The sequence below is a fragment of the Paenibacillus spiritus genome, from assembly GCF_008710135.1.
Lineage (GTDB): Bacteria > Bacillota > Bacilli > Paenibacillales > Paenibacillaceae > Paenibacillus_AQ > Paenibacillus_AQ glufosinatiresistens.
Genome location: NZ_VYKK01000007.1, coordinates 60,918 through 76,144, shown reverse-complemented (window position 1 = coordinate 76,144; position 15,227 = coordinate 60,918). Strand labels below are relative to the sequence as shown.

General features: G+C 62.7%; 13 protein-coding genes. 8 read left to right on the top strand and 5 right to left on the bottom strand.

Annotated features, from left to right (window positions below; translation table 11 throughout):
* Window positions 1-232 precede the first annotated feature (232 nt).
* Window positions 233-2,065: an LTA synthase family protein gene (locus F4V43_RS07095; protein ID WP_191089510.1), complete on the top strand. Its 1,833-nt coding sequence runs from the start codon at window positions 233-235 to the stop codon at window positions 2,063-2,065.
* Between the two features lie 57 nt (window positions 2,066-2,122).
* Here the strand turns inward: F4V43_RS07095 and F4V43_RS07090 are convergent, their stop codons facing one another.
* Both F4V43_RS07090 and F4V43_RS07085 read right to left on the bottom strand, forming a co-directional pair.
* Window positions 2,123-3,103 (bottom strand): catalase family peroxidase, encoded by a 981-nt coding sequence (locus F4V43_RS07090; RefSeq protein ID WP_150457536.1) that lies wholly within the window; start codon window positions 3,101-3,103, stop codon window positions 2,123-2,125.
* 138 nt (window positions 3,104-3,241) lie between these two features.
* A complete protein-coding gene (locus F4V43_RS07085) occupies window positions 3,242-3,796 on the bottom strand; it encodes an SMI1/KNR4 family protein (RefSeq protein WP_150457535.1) in 555 nt (184 codons plus the stop codon).
* A gap of 251 nt (window positions 3,797-4,047) precedes the next feature.
* Between F4V43_RS07085 and F4V43_RS07080 the strand changes: the two genes are divergently transcribed.
* Entirely contained in the window at window positions 4,048-4,326 is a 279-nt protein-coding gene (locus F4V43_RS07080) for a hypothetical protein (protein WP_150457534.1), read from the top strand.
* A gap of 122 nt (window positions 4,327-4,448) precedes the next feature.
* Window positions 4,449-5,309: an EcsC family protein gene (locus F4V43_RS07075; RefSeq protein ID WP_150457533.1), complete on the top strand. Its 861-nt coding sequence runs from the start codon at window positions 4,449-4,451 to the stop codon at window positions 5,307-5,309.
* Window positions 5,310-5,796: 487 nt separating this feature from the next.
* Here the strand turns inward: F4V43_RS07075 and F4V43_RS07070 are convergent, their stop codons facing one another.
* The 3 genes from F4V43_RS07070 to F4V43_RS07060 are packed head-to-tail and all read right to left on the bottom strand — an operon-like array spanning window position 5,797 to window position 9,145.
* Window positions 5,797-6,495 (bottom strand): ECF transporter S component, encoded by a 699-nt coding sequence (locus tag F4V43_RS07070; RefSeq protein ID WP_150457532.1) that lies wholly within the window; start codon window positions 6,493-6,495, stop codon window positions 5,797-5,799.
* The gene (locus F4V43_RS07065; protein WP_191089509.1) at window positions 6,462-8,237 is read right to left on the bottom strand and encodes an ABC transporter ATP-binding protein; all 1,776 of its coding nucleotides are present in this window, start codon (window positions 8,235-8,237) and stop codon (window positions 6,462-6,464) included. Before F4V43_RS07065 ends, F4V43_RS07070 begins: the two co-directional genes overlap by 34 nt.
* Entirely contained in the window at window positions 8,210-9,145 is a 936-nt protein-coding gene (locus tag F4V43_RS07060) for an energy-coupling factor transporter transmembrane component T (RefSeq protein ID WP_150457530.1), read from the bottom strand. The genes F4V43_RS07065 and F4V43_RS07060 overlap by 28 nt, the downstream gene beginning before the upstream one ends.
* A gap of 212 nt (window positions 9,146-9,357) precedes the next feature.
* Here F4V43_RS07060 and F4V43_RS07055 point away from each other — a divergent pair, with 212 nt between their 5' ends.
* From F4V43_RS07055 to F4V43_RS07035, 5 genes are all read left to right on the top strand, one after another.
* The gene (locus F4V43_RS07055; protein ID WP_150457529.1) at window positions 9,358-9,651 is read left to right on the top strand and encodes a DUF6509 family protein; all 294 of its coding nucleotides are present in this window, start codon (window positions 9,358-9,360) and stop codon (window positions 9,649-9,651) included.
* Window positions 9,652-9,959: 308 nt separating this feature from the next.
* Complete coding sequence (locus F4V43_RS07050) at window positions 9,960-10,640, top strand: response regulator transcription factor (RefSeq protein ID WP_150457528.1); 681 nt, start codon at window positions 9,960-9,962, stop codon at window positions 10,638-10,640.
* Complete coding sequence (locus F4V43_RS07045) at window positions 10,637-11,776, top strand: sensor histidine kinase (RefSeq protein ID WP_150457527.1); 1,140 nt, start codon at window positions 10,637-10,639, stop codon at window positions 11,774-11,776. The genes F4V43_RS07050 and F4V43_RS07045 overlap by 4 nt, the downstream gene beginning before the upstream one ends.
* Window positions 11,777-11,882: 106 nt before the next feature.
* Window positions 11,883-12,569: an ABC transporter ATP-binding protein gene (locus tag F4V43_RS07040; RefSeq protein ID WP_150457526.1), complete on the top strand. Its 687-nt coding sequence runs from the start codon at window positions 11,883-11,885 to the stop codon at window positions 12,567-12,569.
* Window positions 12,570-12,574: 5 nt separating this feature from the next.
* Window positions 12,575-15,115 (top strand): ABC transporter permease, encoded by a 2,541-nt coding sequence (locus F4V43_RS07035; RefSeq protein ID WP_150457525.1) that lies wholly within the window; start codon window positions 12,575-12,577, stop codon window positions 15,113-15,115.
* Window positions 15,116-15,227 lie beyond the last annotated feature (112 nt).

The following is a 15,227-nucleotide window of genomic DNA, read 5'->3' as shown; positions in this document are numbered from 1 at the left end:
CAAGTTGCACAAGAGCAGCATGTCAGAAAGTGGGAGGAATAAGCTTAGAAAGGAAAAGTGACATGTTATAAGCAGGAAAGTGGTATTATTTTGCAAACGTTTGCATCATAAAGTTTAGAAAATTATAGCACCCCTTTGATAGAGATACAATTGCCGATTTAGGAGAATGGAGGAATTTTAAAAGGGATAGGCGTATACTCAGGAGATTAAGATGATAAAGGGGGATTCGCTTATGTTTCGCGGACGACTCCGGGGGACGGCCCTGTGGGGCGGGAGTTTGCTCCTGGCCGGTTGCATGCTGAATATCTTTCTCCAGGCCGCTTCTCTTGGAATGAAATTCGGGGCGGTGGCGGACTGGGTGGCCCGATATCCGGCTCTCTATCTCGCGGGAAGTCTGTTTCTCTTCTTTCTGCTGCTGCTGTTCGCGGCGCTTGTCCCAGGGGGCTACCCCGGCCCGCTGCTGGCCGTTGCTGTAGTGGTGCTGCTTGGAACCGCCGACAACCGCAAGCTTGCCACAACCGGCGAGCCGCTGTTCCCTTGGGACCTCATGCTTCTGAAGAATGCCGGCGAGATGCGCCATATCACCAGAGGGATGCTGTCCCCGTTATGGATCGCCATCGCTGCTGCCCTTATCGTTCTTCTCCTCTACGGGATGCGGAAGTTGCCGAAGGTGCGGATGCGGCTGACTTGGCGTCTGCTGCTTGGCGGCGTCTCGGCGGCCCTGGCCGGAGGCTTTCTGTTTGTAGTCGGCAGCGGCTCCAGCCTGGCTTCCTCGCTTCACTATGAGAATTTGTACTGGAACCAGAAGGTCAACTATACCCAGAACGGCTTTCTGTTCGCTTTTGCCGGCAATCTGCACCAGAACGTAATGGAGAAGCCGGACGGGTACAGCCGGGAGGCGATCCTGCGAATTGCCGCCAAGTATGGCGGGAACGGCTCCGAAGCGGCAAATCCGGCGCCAACCGGAGGGACCCAAGCCGAACAGGACGCGAAGATGCCCGATATTCTGTTCATGATGGACGAGGCTTTCTTTGATCCGACCCGGCTGCCCGGCTATTCCTTCAGCGCGGACCCGCTGGTCTTCATCCACGGAGCGGCGAAATCGTCGCCGTCCGGGTATCTGCTGTCCCCCGAGTTCGGGGGCAACACGGCCAATGTGGAATTCGAGGCCCTGACAGGGCTCTCGATGTATTTTTTGAATGACGGTTCGGTCCCGTTCCAACAGCGTCTGGTGAAAATGTCCTCGCTGCCCTCCATCGTCAGCATTCTGAAGCAGAGGGGCTACGCTGCGCTCGCGCTACATCCGTTCGACGATACGTTCTATAACCGCAACCGGGTCTACCCGATGCTCGGGTTCGACCGGTTCACCTCGGAGAAGGATCTGCCGAAGGCGGCGCGGATGACCCCTGGCGGGTACATCAGCGACTTAGCTGCCGTGCAGGAGGCGGTGCGCGAGCTGAGAGCGTCGAAAGGACCGGCGTTTCTGCACCTGGTGACGATGCAGAATCATTTTCCGTTCACGTCCGGGAAGAACGGACCCAACACGATTGCCGTTTCAGGCGGCAAGGAGGCGTACCGGAAGGAGCTGGAGACATATGCGCAGGATACGAAGCTGACGGACGAGGCGCTGGCCGAGCTGGCAAAAGAGCTCAAGGAGCTGCCCCGCCGGACCGTGGCCGTCTTCTGGGGCGACCACCTTCCGGCGCTCTCCGCCGGTATCTATGCCGAAGCCGGCTGGGACGCCAAGCCCCGGCTCAAGCATGAGACGAAGCTGATGCTTCTGGCCAACTTCGATATCGGGGCCGAAGGAACCGGGACGCTGAGTCCCGCCTTTCTCGGACCCGAAGTTTTTCGGCGGGCCGGCCTTGCCGAGCCGCCGTTCTATCAGCTGCTGGACCGGGTCAAGGCCGAGCTGCCGGGTCTTTCGGGAAGCGTCCGGATCGGCTCCGGCGGTAATGAGATTCGGAAGCTGACCCCGGAGCAGGAGGCGCTTCTAAGCGACTACCGGCTGGTCGAGTACGATCTGCTGGAAGGGAAGCAGTACAGCGCCAAGCTGATGTTCTAGCGCATCTGAAACCGGCGGCGTCCTCCGGGTATTCCGGGCGGACGCCGCCGGTTTCATTCAGGCGAGGGGGCCGTCTTCACTTCCGGCTTCTTCCCGGGTGCGGCGCTCCAGCGAATTGGCGTAGGCGGCGCGGCGGAAATTCAGGATGGGATCGTCCGACAGCGCGATGCCAGCGGGAACGGCGGTAGGGTCCATGACCAGTCCTTCGGGCTCGGGCACCGCTTCGGTCAAGGTCAGCGTACCTGCCGGGATGCGCGGACGGTCTTCCGGCCAGACCCGGGTCGGATCATCCGTCGGATCGCCTTCCTGGCCGAGGACCAGGCTCAGTTGGAAGTTCACCGGCCCGTTCTTCAAGCGCGCGGCGATCTCCTCCTCCAGATAGTCGGGGCTCTTCGCCGCCGCTTCTTCCGCATTCAGCGGGTGCTCGCCCGCCTCCGGCAGCCATTCGAACTTGACCGGCCGCCGATTGCCGCCGGCATCGACCAGGAAATAGGCATGAATCGCGAAGTACCGGCATGTCCCGTAGCTTGCAGGCGGCTTCAGACGGTGAATCGCCAGCGCGCTTTCTTTGGCTTCGGTGAAATGGACCGCCAATTCTTTCAGCAGCTCCAGCTTGCCGGTCAGCTTCTCCCGGGCGTGATGAGCCGCCTTGACGATCTCCACGAAGGATTCCGGCGTCCGGGCAAAAAAGACCGGAACCGTCGTCGCCACCAGATTGGCGACCTCCCCTTCCGGAAGCTCGAACCGGACCGCCAGCCCTTTGGCCGGCGACAGCAGGTCGGCTAACGCCGGATCGGTGGAGCTGCCCGAGAAGCGGGCCGTCACCGGATATTCGCCGGCCTGCAGATGGGCTGCCGTCGTCAGATGCCCCGCCTCGCCGCTCGCCTTGAAGACGCCGGCGCAGCAGATGCCCTTGGCATGGGCGCGGCGGAAGCCGGGGTGTCTGCCGGACAGCCCTTCGATGGCGTCTACGGCCTGTCCGGCAAGCGCAGTGTGCAGCGGTTCGCCGCTGCGGCTGCGCGGTACATAATCCGTCATTATAAGTTCCTCCTTAAGAACCTTTATTAATAGTTCATCTGTATACTACCCTTCGGCTACTGGAAGTAAGCATAATAGAAATCAAACGAAAAAGCCTCTATCCAGAAATTCAGGACAAAGGCCGATGCTTCCGATATTTTATTCGGGGAAGCCGTCAAACATATTGTTAGGATCAATGTGATTCCAAAACCAGTAATGGTCCCCTTGAGCAGCAATTAATCGGTCCAGCCAAAGCTCGAAGTTTAAAGACATAGGCTCGGGATCATCCCTTGCAGAGGTATAGGTGGATTGATCCAGCAGATAACTTTTAGCCCCCATTTTTACCCGGGTGTTATCGACACCTATTAATGTTTGATCATACTTTGCGATGATATACACATGAGCTGGAGTTGGATAGCGTTCTAGCGCATCCTCAATCTCATCAAGCCCAAAAATATGCCAATGGGGCGAATCAGAGCCTATATCTTGAAAAAGCTCCGCGCCATTATGCAGCGTCAAGAAGGCTTTGTAGTCCTCCGGCAAAACAAACCCATACGCTTCTTCAAACTGGTTGATTGCTTGTATGCTTGCAGGTTTAGACCATGTGAACGTACATTCCATACCGAACCCATAGCTTCTTTGTATGCTGTAAACTGGGTTTTTCTCAATCCTCTGTTTAAGTGCAGTAAGCGTCATGTTCAGCAGTTTGGGCATTACGGATTACGCTCCTTTCTTTTCTTTGAGTATCTGTCATACTCATATTAAATCATTGGGTGCAATTGACATGCATAACCGACAATAAAATTAGAATAATCATCGTTGCCTCCATATTGCAAAAGTTTAATTAGGATGAATTTTGATTGGGGACTGCCAGTTTACATAGCAGGATGAAATGTATTAAAAATGCTTCTTCCATACATCCTAAGCCTGTTCCGAAGACAGAAGAGAAAGGAAGTGCCGCATTCATGACCCGACATTATGAATCAAGCCAGCGCACCAACAGTACGGTCGATCAGGCGGAGGATTCGGTAACCCGGCTGCACAATGCCGTCACCCAAGCCATGAGCCACCCGACGGAAGCGATGCTCCGGCAGGCCGAGAACAGTCTCGAGCATGCCGAGGAAGCGGTCCGGCATGCGCCTGAAGGCTCCATTGGCGGACAGGGCGTCGATCTGGCCGAGGATATGCTCCAGGATGAGAAGGAGCGGCTCGCCCGGCTGCGGCAGATGCACGGAACGGACTGAGGAACGGACTTGGAACGGACTGGAATAGGGAGAGGCGGACCGGGGCCGACGGGGTAATAACGTTCTGAACGCATGGGCGTTTAGACTCGGCGGCAGAGCCGCCATGAGGGGCGATCCTTATAATGGCAATACAGGATTACCGGCTGGAGACGCGGGTAGAATTGATAGAGGCGCTTGGAGAGGTGCGCCGGTGGGAGAAGGAACAGAAGCGCGTGAAGCTTCGGGACCGGATCACCAGGCTTCCGTTCAAGCTGCTCGACAAAATTACGCCGGAAGTCATCCGCGACAAGACCGGCCGGGTGCTGGACGAGCTGGGCCGCTATATTCAGTACGGCGGCAATTATCTGGTGGCCGGACGCAAGGTCGGCGCACTGATGGAGAAGCTGTCCCGCGAGCGGGGCGGCAGCGGAACCGGCCCTTATCCGCTCCGCGTCATGGACGAGGCGGCGGAGCGGATCGGCCGCAGCGGAAGCAATACGGCGACGGTACAAGGAGCGACAACGGGCTTTGGCGGACTGTTCACCTTGGCGGCGGATATTCCGGCCGTGCTTGGACTGTCTCTGAAGGCGATCCAGGAGATCGGCCTTTGCTACGGCTACGATCCGACCGAGGAGGCGGAGCGGGTCTTTACCGTCCGGGTGCTGCAATTTGCGTTCGCCGATGTCGTCGGCAAGAAGGCGGTGCTGGACGTGCTGGCCCGGGAGACCGGGCCGGGCGGCGAGTGGCTCGGGGCAGCAAGCCGCAGCTCGGTCTCCGATATCCAGGGCTGGCGGGAAGTAATCGCCGCCTACCGGGACAGCTTCGCCACGAAGAAAGTGATGCAGGCCGTTCCGGTCGTCGGCGTCGTCCTAGGCGCCTACAACAACCGGGAGACGCTGAAGAGCGTCGGCGAAGCCGCCGCCGTCCTGTACCGCAAGCGCCGTATTCTGGCACGGCTGAAGGAGAACGGAGCGCCGCTGCAACTCGCCGGCGGAGGCAAATGAGCCGTTCAAGGCCCCGAATGGAGGAGGGAGCTTCCCGGAGAGGGAGAGGCTCCCTCTTTTTTTGGAGCCAAAAAACACGAATATGCGTCACTTCTTCTCGTATAAGATGCGAAAAGAAGCGGATTTCCGCAACATCTGCCGATTACGGACCGTTTCTGGCAGAAAGCCGCAAAACTTGGAATCCGTCGTTGCGATCGGGCAGGCCTTAACCTTCCGCGCCCAATCGGCAGATGGGAAGCGGCCCACCCGAGCCGCCAAGAACCGGTCGCACCGGTCTGGACGGATCGGCCTCAAGCCAAGAACCTGATACCGCCATTCTCTACAAGCTTCGTCATATATCGCCATTAATATTAGTTCTATACGGAACTACTATGTTGTCTCTGGTCGAAGTAGATCGTGACAAGTTGAAAAATAAAACGCCGGACCCCCGCCTTTCGGCAGGAATCCGGCGTTTCTCCCGGCAGCGTGACCTGTACCGGGCCTTCGGTCAGTCCCGGCCGCCATCCAGCAGGCCGTACTTGACCTTGAACCGGGTCAGTGTACGGACCCAGGGCCGTGCGAATAAGGCAAGCAGCACCGTATTGGCGGCTGCATGGGCAAGATCGAACGGAACGCTGGCGGAATACTTCAGCAAGACCGTCGCCCAGTTCAGCGCATCGGGAATCGTCAGCAAGGTCCAGATATTCATGATCCAGCCGAAGAGAAAGCCCCAGACAGCACCGAACAGGCAGAGCAGGATACGGCTGCGCAGCAGAAGCAACGGATGCCGCAGCCAGCCTGCGCTGGCGCCCATCAATCCCCAGGCGAACATCTGCCAGGGCGTCCAGGGCCCTTGGCCGAGAAAGAGATTCGAGACGAGCGCGGCGACCGCGCCGACGAGGAACCCGGACTCTCCGCCGAATACGAGCGCAGTGACGATGATGACAAAAGAGGTCGGCTGCACGCTCGGCAGCGGCGCGAACGCCACCCGGCCCATCGCGGCCATCGCGGCCAGAACGGCGAGCAGGACAATCTCCCGCGCTTCGACCCGGCGCAGCTCGAAGCGGGCGAAGAACGGGGCCATGGCGGCGGCCAGCAGCACAAGGCTGGCCGGGAGATAGTACATCTGCAGGACAAGCGAAGTCAGGGCCAGGCCGGCTCCGAACAGCAGGATTACGAGGAGGAAGGCGATTCGGGAACGGCCCATTCGCAGATCACATCCTCATCGGTCAGCGCCTCCGGCAGCCGGTCCCGCAGGAGCCGGTTCAGCGCAGTGGTGTAGAAGTAATTGCTGGCAAAGAAAGCGGCGGGCGCGTCCTCCGCCGCAATGGTCCCGTCGAACAGCAGCGCGCAGCGGCTGGCGTATTCGGCGGCGAACTCGACGTCATGGGTGACCATGATGAGGGTAAGGCCCCTGCTTCGGAGGTCCTGAAGCAGCAGTCCGACGCGCCGCTTCGCCTCGGGGTCCAGTCCCTTGGTCGGCTCGTCGATGCAGAGGAGATCCGGGCGCGCCATGAGGACAAGCCCGAGCGCCGCCTTCTGCCGTTCGCCGCCGCTGAGGTCATGGGGATGGCGGTCCAGCAGTTCTTCAAGCCCTAGCAGGGCAACCAGCTCGGACCGGGTCTCCCGGGCGTCCCCGGCCCCGCTGCGCCGGACGGCCTGCTCGAATTCTTCGCCGAGCGTGTCGTAACTGAAATAGAGCAGGGGATTCTGGGCCAGGTAGCCGATCCTGACGCCCCGGGCGGGGGAGACCTTGCCCCGCTTCGGGACAAGCAGGCCGGCGAGCACTTGAAGCAGAGTGGACTTGCCTGCGCCGTTGCCGCCGAGCACGGTCAGGAACTCCCGCTCCCGGATGTTCAGGGACAGCCGGTTCAGCACAGCGGGATCGTCCTTGCCGTACCGGAAGCTGATCTCCCGGCAGGACAGCAGCGGGTCGTCCTGGGACGGCGGCAGCTCCGGCCGGAGGCGGTCCGAGCGGCGGATTAGCAGCCGCTCGCCCGCCTGCTCCAGCCAGCGGCGGCCTTCGCGGACGGTCAGCGGCGGCAGGTCCGCCGCGGGGTCCGGCGCCTTCACCGGCTCCGCCGCCTCCTCTGCCCCCACCGGCTCCGTCGCTGCCTGCGCTGGGCCCCGGCCGGCAGCCGGGTCCGGCACCGCCGCCGGGCCCGTGCCGCGTCCCGGCTGTCCGGGCGCTCCGGCCGAGAGCGAGAGCCGGGCCGCGGCCGGCAGGTAGAGCGCACGGCCCGCCGCGGCTGCCTGCCGGGCAAAGGCGTGCGGCGCTCCGCCCGCCGCCAGACGTCCGCCGTCCAGCAGGAAGACGGCGTCGGCCAGCGGCAGCGCATCCTCGAGCCGATGCTCGCTCATGATAACCGTGAGGCCCAGCTCCCGGTTCAGCCGCTGGAGCATGAAGAGGAATTCGCGCGCCGAGACGGGGTCCAGCTGCGAGGTCGGCTCATCGAGCAGCAGCACCTTCGGCTGAAGCAGCAGCACCGAAGCGAGGTTCACGAGCTGAAGCTGGCCGCCGGACAGCTCATGGACCGAGCGGTGCAGCAGCGGCTCCAGGCCGAAGAAATGAGCGAGCTCGGCCAGGCGCTTGTGCATGACGGAGAGCGGAAGGCCCAGGTTCTCCATGGAGAAGGCCATTTCGTGCCAGACCGTATCCATGACGACCTGGCTCTCGGGGTGCTGGAAGACCAGCCCGAAGTCGGCCGCCGCCTCGGCGGGGGTTACTTCGTCCAGCGGCCGGCCCCGGTAGAGAATGCCGCCTTCGCGAAGGCCGACGGGCTGAAGCCCGCTTTTGAGATGATGAAGCAGCGTCGTCTTGCCGCCCCCCGAAGGACCGCAGAGCAGCGTGAACCCGCCTTCGGCGATGGTCAGCGAGACGCCGTCCAGAGCCTTCCGGTTGCAGCCGGCGTAACGGAAGGTTAAGTTCTTGATTTCGATGAAGTCCACGCCAATCGCTCCCGCAGTTCGTAGTAGACCGGAGCCAGCCAGAACAGGCTGAATCCGGCAAAAAGGGGCAGGTCCCCCAGGCGCCATACCTTCTCTGCCAGCACCGGGTAGAGCGGCAGTACGCCCAGTCCGGCGGCCCTTCCGCCGAGACAGAAGAGCAGCAGCAGCGACAAGACCGCCAGCGCGCGGCGGTCGCGCCCGTCCATCCGGTAGAGCACATAGGAGCTGCGCCGCCGCACCGTACCGTAGCCGCGCGCCTTCATGGAGTCGGCCGTTCCCATCGCCTCCTCCAGCGAGGCGTTCAGCAGCACCTGAAGCAGCGTCATTCCGTCGCGGGCGCGCTTCAGCCAGCTTCCCTGCGCCATATCGATGCCTTTCAGCCGCTGGACGCGGGTGATCTGCCGCAGCCGCCGGGTCAGCATCGGAACGAACCGGATGGTCATGAGGGCCAGCAGGGCGGTCCGGGGCAGCGCCGACCCGAAGAGATACATGAATTTGTCGGCGGTAATGACCGACTGGAACGTCAGAAAGGCCAGCAGCAGGCAGAGCAGCGACAGCATGGCCGTGACCCCGTAGAGAATCGCTTCCAGCGTAATGGGCTGGTCCCGAAAATAGAACAGAATGACGCGGCCCCTGTGCGAGAACAGCGGGTTGATGACAGCTACCGCGCCGGACATCAGAAGGTACCAGGGCAGCGCCCGGCGCAGCCGCGGACCGTCGCCGAGCAGCCCGGCGGCCAGCGCCGCAATCAGGGCCCCCGCCAGAAGAAAGACGGGGTGGAGCATAATCATGGCAAGTCCCGCGGCGCCCGCGTAATAAAGAAGGCAGACGGCCGGATGCAGCGAGCGGAACCCGCCGGCATGGCGGATTCCCTGTGCAGGCCGCCGGTCAAAGGCGGATAATCCCAAGAAGCTTCCCCTCGCTTTCTGTCGGAAATGAAATAGCGGCTTTCGCGGTTTCCGTCCGTATTCGACGGGGCCTATTATAGCATGCGGCCGCAAGGATGAACATTCGGGGCCGCTGCCGAACCGGGGCCGGGCACCGGTCCTGCGGAGGCAAAGCCCCCGCGCGTGTGATATGATGAAGGCAATGACTTGAGCCAAGAAGGAGAAGAACAACAATGCTGCCCATTGCAAGCTACAGTGTGGAAGAAATCCGCGATCCGTTCGGGATTATACCCGGCAAGCGCTACGAATTGATGGTGGAACTGGACATCCCGGAAGAGGACGAGCTGTATTCCGAGAGCGGCGTTACCGCCCGCGTGGTCATGAAGGAGCTGGACGGCGAGGTGTCGCTTGTGACCTATGATCTGATGGAGACCACCACGCAGACTCTGCTGGATTTCGAGCTGGAAGAGGAAGAAGAGGCGGAGCTTGCGGCTTTTTGCCGGGAGAAGATCGGAGAAGAGGCGTAATCCGTTAAGGCCGAGGGACCGGCGGGCCAGAGGGCCGGCGGACCAGCAGGCCAGGACCGTGTCGGAGAGAACGGCAGTCCGTTCCGGGGAGAGCCGGCTGCGGAGCAGGTTACAGAGGAGAGGGCCAGCCGGGCGGCTGGCCTTTTTTGCCGCGCCTTATGACGGGCGGGAATCCGGCGGAGCAGGGCAGCTGGCTCCATGTGCCCAATGTCTTAGTCGGACCGGCGTCCGCGGCGTATAGTCATACACTGGAGTCATACAGGTGGAGAGAAGCAAGCGAAGCGAGCATACGAAGGGAGCGTGCAGACATGCCCGCTATTCTGATTGTGGAAGACGATGTCAGCCTGAACCGGGGAATCGCCCTCAGTCTGGGCGGCGAAGGGCTGGAGATCCGGCAGGCGTATACCTTGGGCGAAGCGGAGAAGCTGTGGCGGGAGCAGGGAGCCGACCTCGTGCTGCTGGACATTCAATTGCCGGACGGCAGCGGACTGGAGTTCTGCCGGCAGCTTCGGGAGGGGTCCGGGGTGCCGGTGATTTTTCTGACGGCGAATGACTGGGAAGGCGATATTGTGGCCGGGCTGGAGCTGGGCGGGGACGATTATATCACCAAGCCCTTCAGCCTGATGGTGCTGCGCGCCCGGGTGCGCGCCGTTCTGCGCCGGACGGCAGTCCCGGAGGAACGGGCCCGGTTCGGCGATATGGTCTTCGATTTCGGACGGATGGAGATCGAGCGGGACGGCGGACGGATTCCGCTGAGCCGAACGGAACAGCGACTGCTGAAGACGCTGCTTCGCTCCAGAGGCCGGGTGCTGACGCGCGCGGCCCTGATGGAGAGCGTATGGAGCGGCGAGACGGAGTACGTGGACGAGAACGCGCTGAGTGTGACGGTCAAGCGGCTCAGGGCGAAGCTCGGGGATGACCCGGCTTCGCCCCGGTGGATTCGGACCGTCTACGGCGTCGGCTACGTCTGGACGGAGGAGGTGCGATGAGGACGGGAGCGGACCGCCGAAGCCCGGACCGGCCTCTTCCGGGACGCAGGCGGCCGAGCGCCCTGCTCTGTGGCGGCCTCTTCCTCCTGAGTCTGGCGGGCTACGCCGCCGGGATGACGGCGCTGGCCGATCCCGGGAGGAGCGCGATATCCCTGACGGCGGTCTTTGCGCTGGTTGTCCTGCTGCTCTTCGCCGGATGGGCCTGGGCCGAGCGGACCGCTTCGGCGGGAACGCTGGCGGAGGCCGGGGAGATGCTGGAGCGCGCGCTGCGCGGCGAGCCGCAGCCCGGCGACTGCGAGGAATCGCCCCTGTCGTCGCTGCGCGGCAAGCTGAGCCGCGTCGTGGAGATCGCGGCGGAGGGCGAGCGGCGGGCAACCGAGGAGCGCGCCCGGCTTCAGGCGCTGCTGTCCGACATTTCGCATCAGACCCGGACGCCGCTCGCGAATATTCTGCTCTACGGGGGCCTGCTTGCAGAGGCGTCCGGCCGGGAAGCGGAAGGCCGCGGGACCGGAAGCGAATCCAAAAGCGATGCCGAAGGCGAGGACGGAAGCGGCGATGAGATCCGCCGGCTTATCGCTGAGCTGATGAAGCAGGCGGAGAGGCTGGACTGGCTGATTACGTCGCTGACCCGGTTGTCCCGCCTGGAGACCGGCACGCTCCAGATGAAGCCGGAGATCCGTCCGCTGCTGGACGGGATCGCGGAAGCGGTATCCCAGGTATACCCCAAGGCCGAGCGCCGGAATACCCGGCTGACGGTCGAGGGGGCGGAAGGGCTGGAGGCGCTGTACGACCGCCGATGGACGGCGGAGGCGCTGTTCAATCTGCTCGACAATGCGGTCAAATACAGCCCGCGGGGAGGCGAGGTCCGGGTGCGGGCCGAGGCGTACGAGCTGTTCGTGCGCGTCGATGTCGCGGACAACGGACCCGGCATTGAAGAGAGCGAGCTTGCGCGCGTATTCGGGCGTTTTTACCGGGGGGCGGGATCGGAAGAGACGGAAGGCGTGGGACTCGGACTGTATGTGGCCCGCAGTATCGCCAATGCCCAGGGGGGCTATGTAAAAGCGTCTTCGGTTCCCGGAGAGGGAGCGGTATTCTCTCTCTTTCTTCCCCGGCCCGAGCCTCGTCCGCAAAAGTGACCATTCTGTAAGAACCCGGTCACGGCCCCGACAGATGCCTCCGGTACAATGGGAGACAGAGCGCGTCCGCGGCAGCGGCGCGGCAGAGAAGGGGGAAGCAGACGCGATGGCGATGGTGGTAACAGAGAGGCTGGCCAAGATCTACGGCCGGGGGGAGAACGCCGTGGAGGCGCTTCGGGGCGTTGATCTGACTGTAGAGGCCGGCGAATTCGTTGCAATTGTCGGAACGAGCGGGAGCGGCAAATCGACGCTGCTGCACATGCTGGGCGGCCTGGACCGGCCGACGGAGGGCAGAATTGTCGTGTCCGGGCAGGACCTGTCCGCTCTGACGGACGAGAAGCTGGCGATCTTCCGGCGGCGGTCGGTCGGATTCGTCTTTCAGAACTACAACCTGATTCCGATCCTGAACGTCCGCGAAAATATTACGCTGCCCGTCGAGCTCGACGGCTCCGCGCCCGATGAGCGGCATGTGGGCGAGCTGCTCCACGCGCTCGGACTGGAGAGCAAAGCCCACAGCCTGCCGGGACAGCTCTCCGGCGGCCAGCAGCAGCGGGTCGCCATTGCCCGGGCGCTGGCGGCGAAGCCGGCGATTGTGCTGGCCGACGAGCCGACGGGCAACCTCGACAGCCGGACGAGCCAGGAGGTGCTGATCCTGATGAAGCGGCTGGCGGAACGGTACCGCCAGACGACGATCATGATTACGCACAACGAGGAGATTGCCCAGACCGCCGACCGGATGATCCGGATCGAGGACGGGAGGATTGCCGTCCGGACGGCTGCGGGAGGACGGTGAGCGGGATGAAGAACGGACAGAGAAGAACGCTGTACCGGGTTGCCTTCCGCAGCCTGAAGACCGGGAGAATGCAGAGCGGATTCGTGGCAGCGGCGATTGCGCTGACGGCGCTGCTGCTGACCGCTGTGCTCACGCTTGCGATCAGCCTCAACAAGACGATGGAGCGGACAAGCATGATGACGGCGGGGAGCGATTTTCACGGGAGCTTCAAATACCTTACGCCGGACGAGGCGGACCGGCTGAGCCGCCATCCCTCCATCATCGAATTCAGCAAGGCTATTGCTGTCGGGTCGGCATCGAATCCGGCGCTTGGGACAAGCTCGCTGGAGGTGGATTGGGCCGACGGCAAAGCGCCGAAGCACAGCTTCGTCGATTTCCTGGAAGGCGGACTGCCGAAGGCGGAGGACGGCATCGCGATGCCGTCCTGGTCGCTCGACCTTCTGGGCGTGCCGCATCGGCTTGGCGCGGAGGTGAAGCTTTATATCGGCGTCGCGGACAGCCGGACGCTGACGCGCACCTTCCGGCTGAGCGGATATTTTGAAGGCAATCCCAATCTGGGCATGTCGGGCATCGCTTATGTGTCCAAGGCTTTTGTAGACCGCGAGTTAAAGGATTTCGATCCCGCCCGTACGCGGCTGAACGGCACCTACACGAACACGACCCGGCTCGATGTCATGTTCAACAATTCGCTGCGGATCGAGAGCAAGCTGAAGCGGGTGATGGCAGATACGGGGATCCAGGCTGAATACGGCGTCAACTGGGCGTACACGTCGGTCAGCCTCGGCGATAACCGGAATGATTGGCTGCCGTATGCCGTTCTGTTCCTGATTATTATGCTCAGCGGTTATTTGCTGATTGCCAATATCTTCTACATGACCGTGTCCCGGGACATCCGGTTCTACGGATTGCTTAAGACCATCGGGACGACGCCCCGCCAGCTTCGGCGGATCATCTCCGCCCAGGCGCATTTGCTGTTCGCCGCCGGGCTTCCGGCCGGCCTTGTCCTCGGCTACGGGGCCGGCGTGCTGCTGCTGCCGATGCTCGGCTCGTACACGGATATGCCGGGCGGGACGGTCCGCTCGGCCAGTCCGGCTATCTTTGCCGGCGCGGCGCTGTTCGCCTACGTGACGGTCCGGATCGCCGCCGGGCGTCCGGGACGGATTGCGGCGGCGATTGCTCCGGTGGAGGCGGTCAAATACGCCGGCGTCAGCGGCGGAGCCGGACAGGGCAAGCGCGGGAAGCCCGGACGGACCCGGGCCTCGCAGCGGGGGGGCCGGCTTCCGCAGATGGCGCTGCGCGGCCTGCTGCGCAGCCGCAGGCGGCTCGCCATGATGGCCGCGTCGCTGACGCTTGCGCTGATTCTCTTCGGCACGCTGGTCAGCGTCATCGGCTCGCTGGACGTTAATCAATATTTGAATGCTTTTATCACCGGCGACGCCCAGGTCAAGGAGCAGACGCTGGCCGGAGGGATGGCGGTGCAGGAGCGCTCCGGCACAATTACCGACGGGGTGGTCGCAGAGCTCGCAGCTGCTCCCGGCGTAGCGCGGGTGGACCGGGTGCTCTTCCGGGAGATGAATCTGAAGATCGGAGAGCGCGCGCGGCGCTTCCTGGAGCCGCTGGCCGCCGCCGAAGACCCGGCACGCCCTGCGCTGACTCAGACGTTGAAGCACGGCTTTCTCCCGCTGCAAATCTACGGACTCGACCCGGGCTGGTACGATGTGCTGCGCAGGAACGACATTGTGGAAGGCGCCTTTGACGCGAAGCGATTCGCGACCGGCCGGTATGCGCTCATTTCGCAGTCTCTGCTGGGTGATACGGAGGGAAGCTATCTTCATCCCGGCGATACGCTGAGCCTTGGGGATAAGCAGGGCAGCTACGAGGTGATGGCGGTGCTCAATACGGATGCGCTGTATGCGGCGGGCACCCGTTTCTTCACCTTAGCCGGGTTCAGCGTGTACCTGCCGGCGGAGACGATGGCAGCGCACTTTCCGGACCGCTCCATCCTGTCGGCGACGGTGCAGGCGAACCCCGGCGAGATCGCGGAGGCCGTCCGCTCCATGTCGGCCATCGCCGGCTCGCTGCCGGGCACCGAGTTCAAGACGCGGGCGGATTACCGGGCCGAAATGCAGGGGTACATCAACCTCTTACGCGTGCTCGGCTACAGTCTTGGCGGAGTCGTGGCGCTGGTCGGCCTCCTTAACTACATCACCACGGCGCTTGCCGGGATGCATTCCCGGCGGAAGGAATTCGCCGTACTGGAGAGCATCGGCATGACGAACGCCCAACTGCGCCGGCTGCTGATCTATGAGGGGTTGTTCACCACCCTACTGATCGCGCTGCTGGCCGGGCTGATCGGCGTGCCTGTAGTGATCCTGACCGCAAGCGGCATTGCCGGACAGATGGCCTTTATGTTCTACCGTCCGATTCTGTGGCCGCTGGCGGCCGGCGTTGCGCTGTTCGCACTGGTCAGTTGGGCGGTAACCTGGACCGGAACGCGCTCCCAGTCCCGGTCCTCCGCTGTGGAGCGGCTGCTGGAGGCGGAATGACCGGCAGCGCTCTGAAGCTGAAGCGGTTCATAGGCAAGGCAGACAGGCGATAGGAGAGGCGATAGGCGCTCCCTATCGCCTTTATTCATTGCAGGTCTTGGACCGGGAGGAG

What these genes read in the sequence shown, in the direction of transcription:
- F4V43_RS07095 (WP_191089510.1), top strand. Translation starts at nt 233, where the DNA reads ATGTTTCGCGGACGACTCCGGGGGACGGCCCTGTGGGGCGGGAGTTTG.
- F4V43_RS07090 (WP_150457536.1), bottom strand. Translation starts at nt 3,103, where the DNA reads ATGACGGATTATGTACCGCGCAGCCGCAGCGGCGAACCGCTGCACACT.
- F4V43_RS07085 (WP_150457535.1), bottom strand. Translation starts at nt 3,796, where the DNA reads ATGCCCAAACTGCTGAACATGACGCTTACTGCACTTAAACAGAGGATT.
- F4V43_RS07080 (WP_150457534.1), top strand. Translation starts at nt 4,048, where the DNA reads ATGACCCGACATTATGAATCAAGCCAGCGCACCAACAGTACGGTCGAT.
- F4V43_RS07075 (WP_150457533.1), top strand. Translation starts at nt 4,449, where the DNA reads ATGGCAATACAGGATTACCGGCTGGAGACGCGGGTAGAATTGATAGAG.
- F4V43_RS07070 (WP_150457532.1), bottom strand. Translation starts at nt 6,495, where the DNA reads ATGGGCCGTTCCCGAATCGCCTTCCTCCTCGTAATCCTGCTGTTCGGA.
- F4V43_RS07055 (WP_150457529.1), top strand. Translation starts at nt 9,358, where the DNA reads ATGCTGCCCATTGCAAGCTACAGTGTGGAAGAAATCCGCGATCCGTTC.
- F4V43_RS07050 (WP_150457528.1), top strand. Translation starts at nt 9,960, where the DNA reads ATGCCCGCTATTCTGATTGTGGAAGACGATGTCAGCCTGAACCGGGGA.
- F4V43_RS07045 (WP_150457527.1), top strand. Translation starts at nt 10,637, where the DNA reads ATGAGGACGGGAGCGGACCGCCGAAGCCCGGACCGGCCTCTTCCGGGA.
- F4V43_RS07040 (WP_150457526.1), top strand. Translation starts at nt 11,883, where the DNA reads ATGGCGATGGTGGTAACAGAGAGGCTGGCCAAGATCTACGGCCGGGGG.
- F4V43_RS07035 (WP_150457525.1), top strand. Translation starts at nt 12,575, where the DNA reads ATGAAGAACGGACAGAGAAGAACGCTGTACCGGGTTGCCTTCCGCAGC.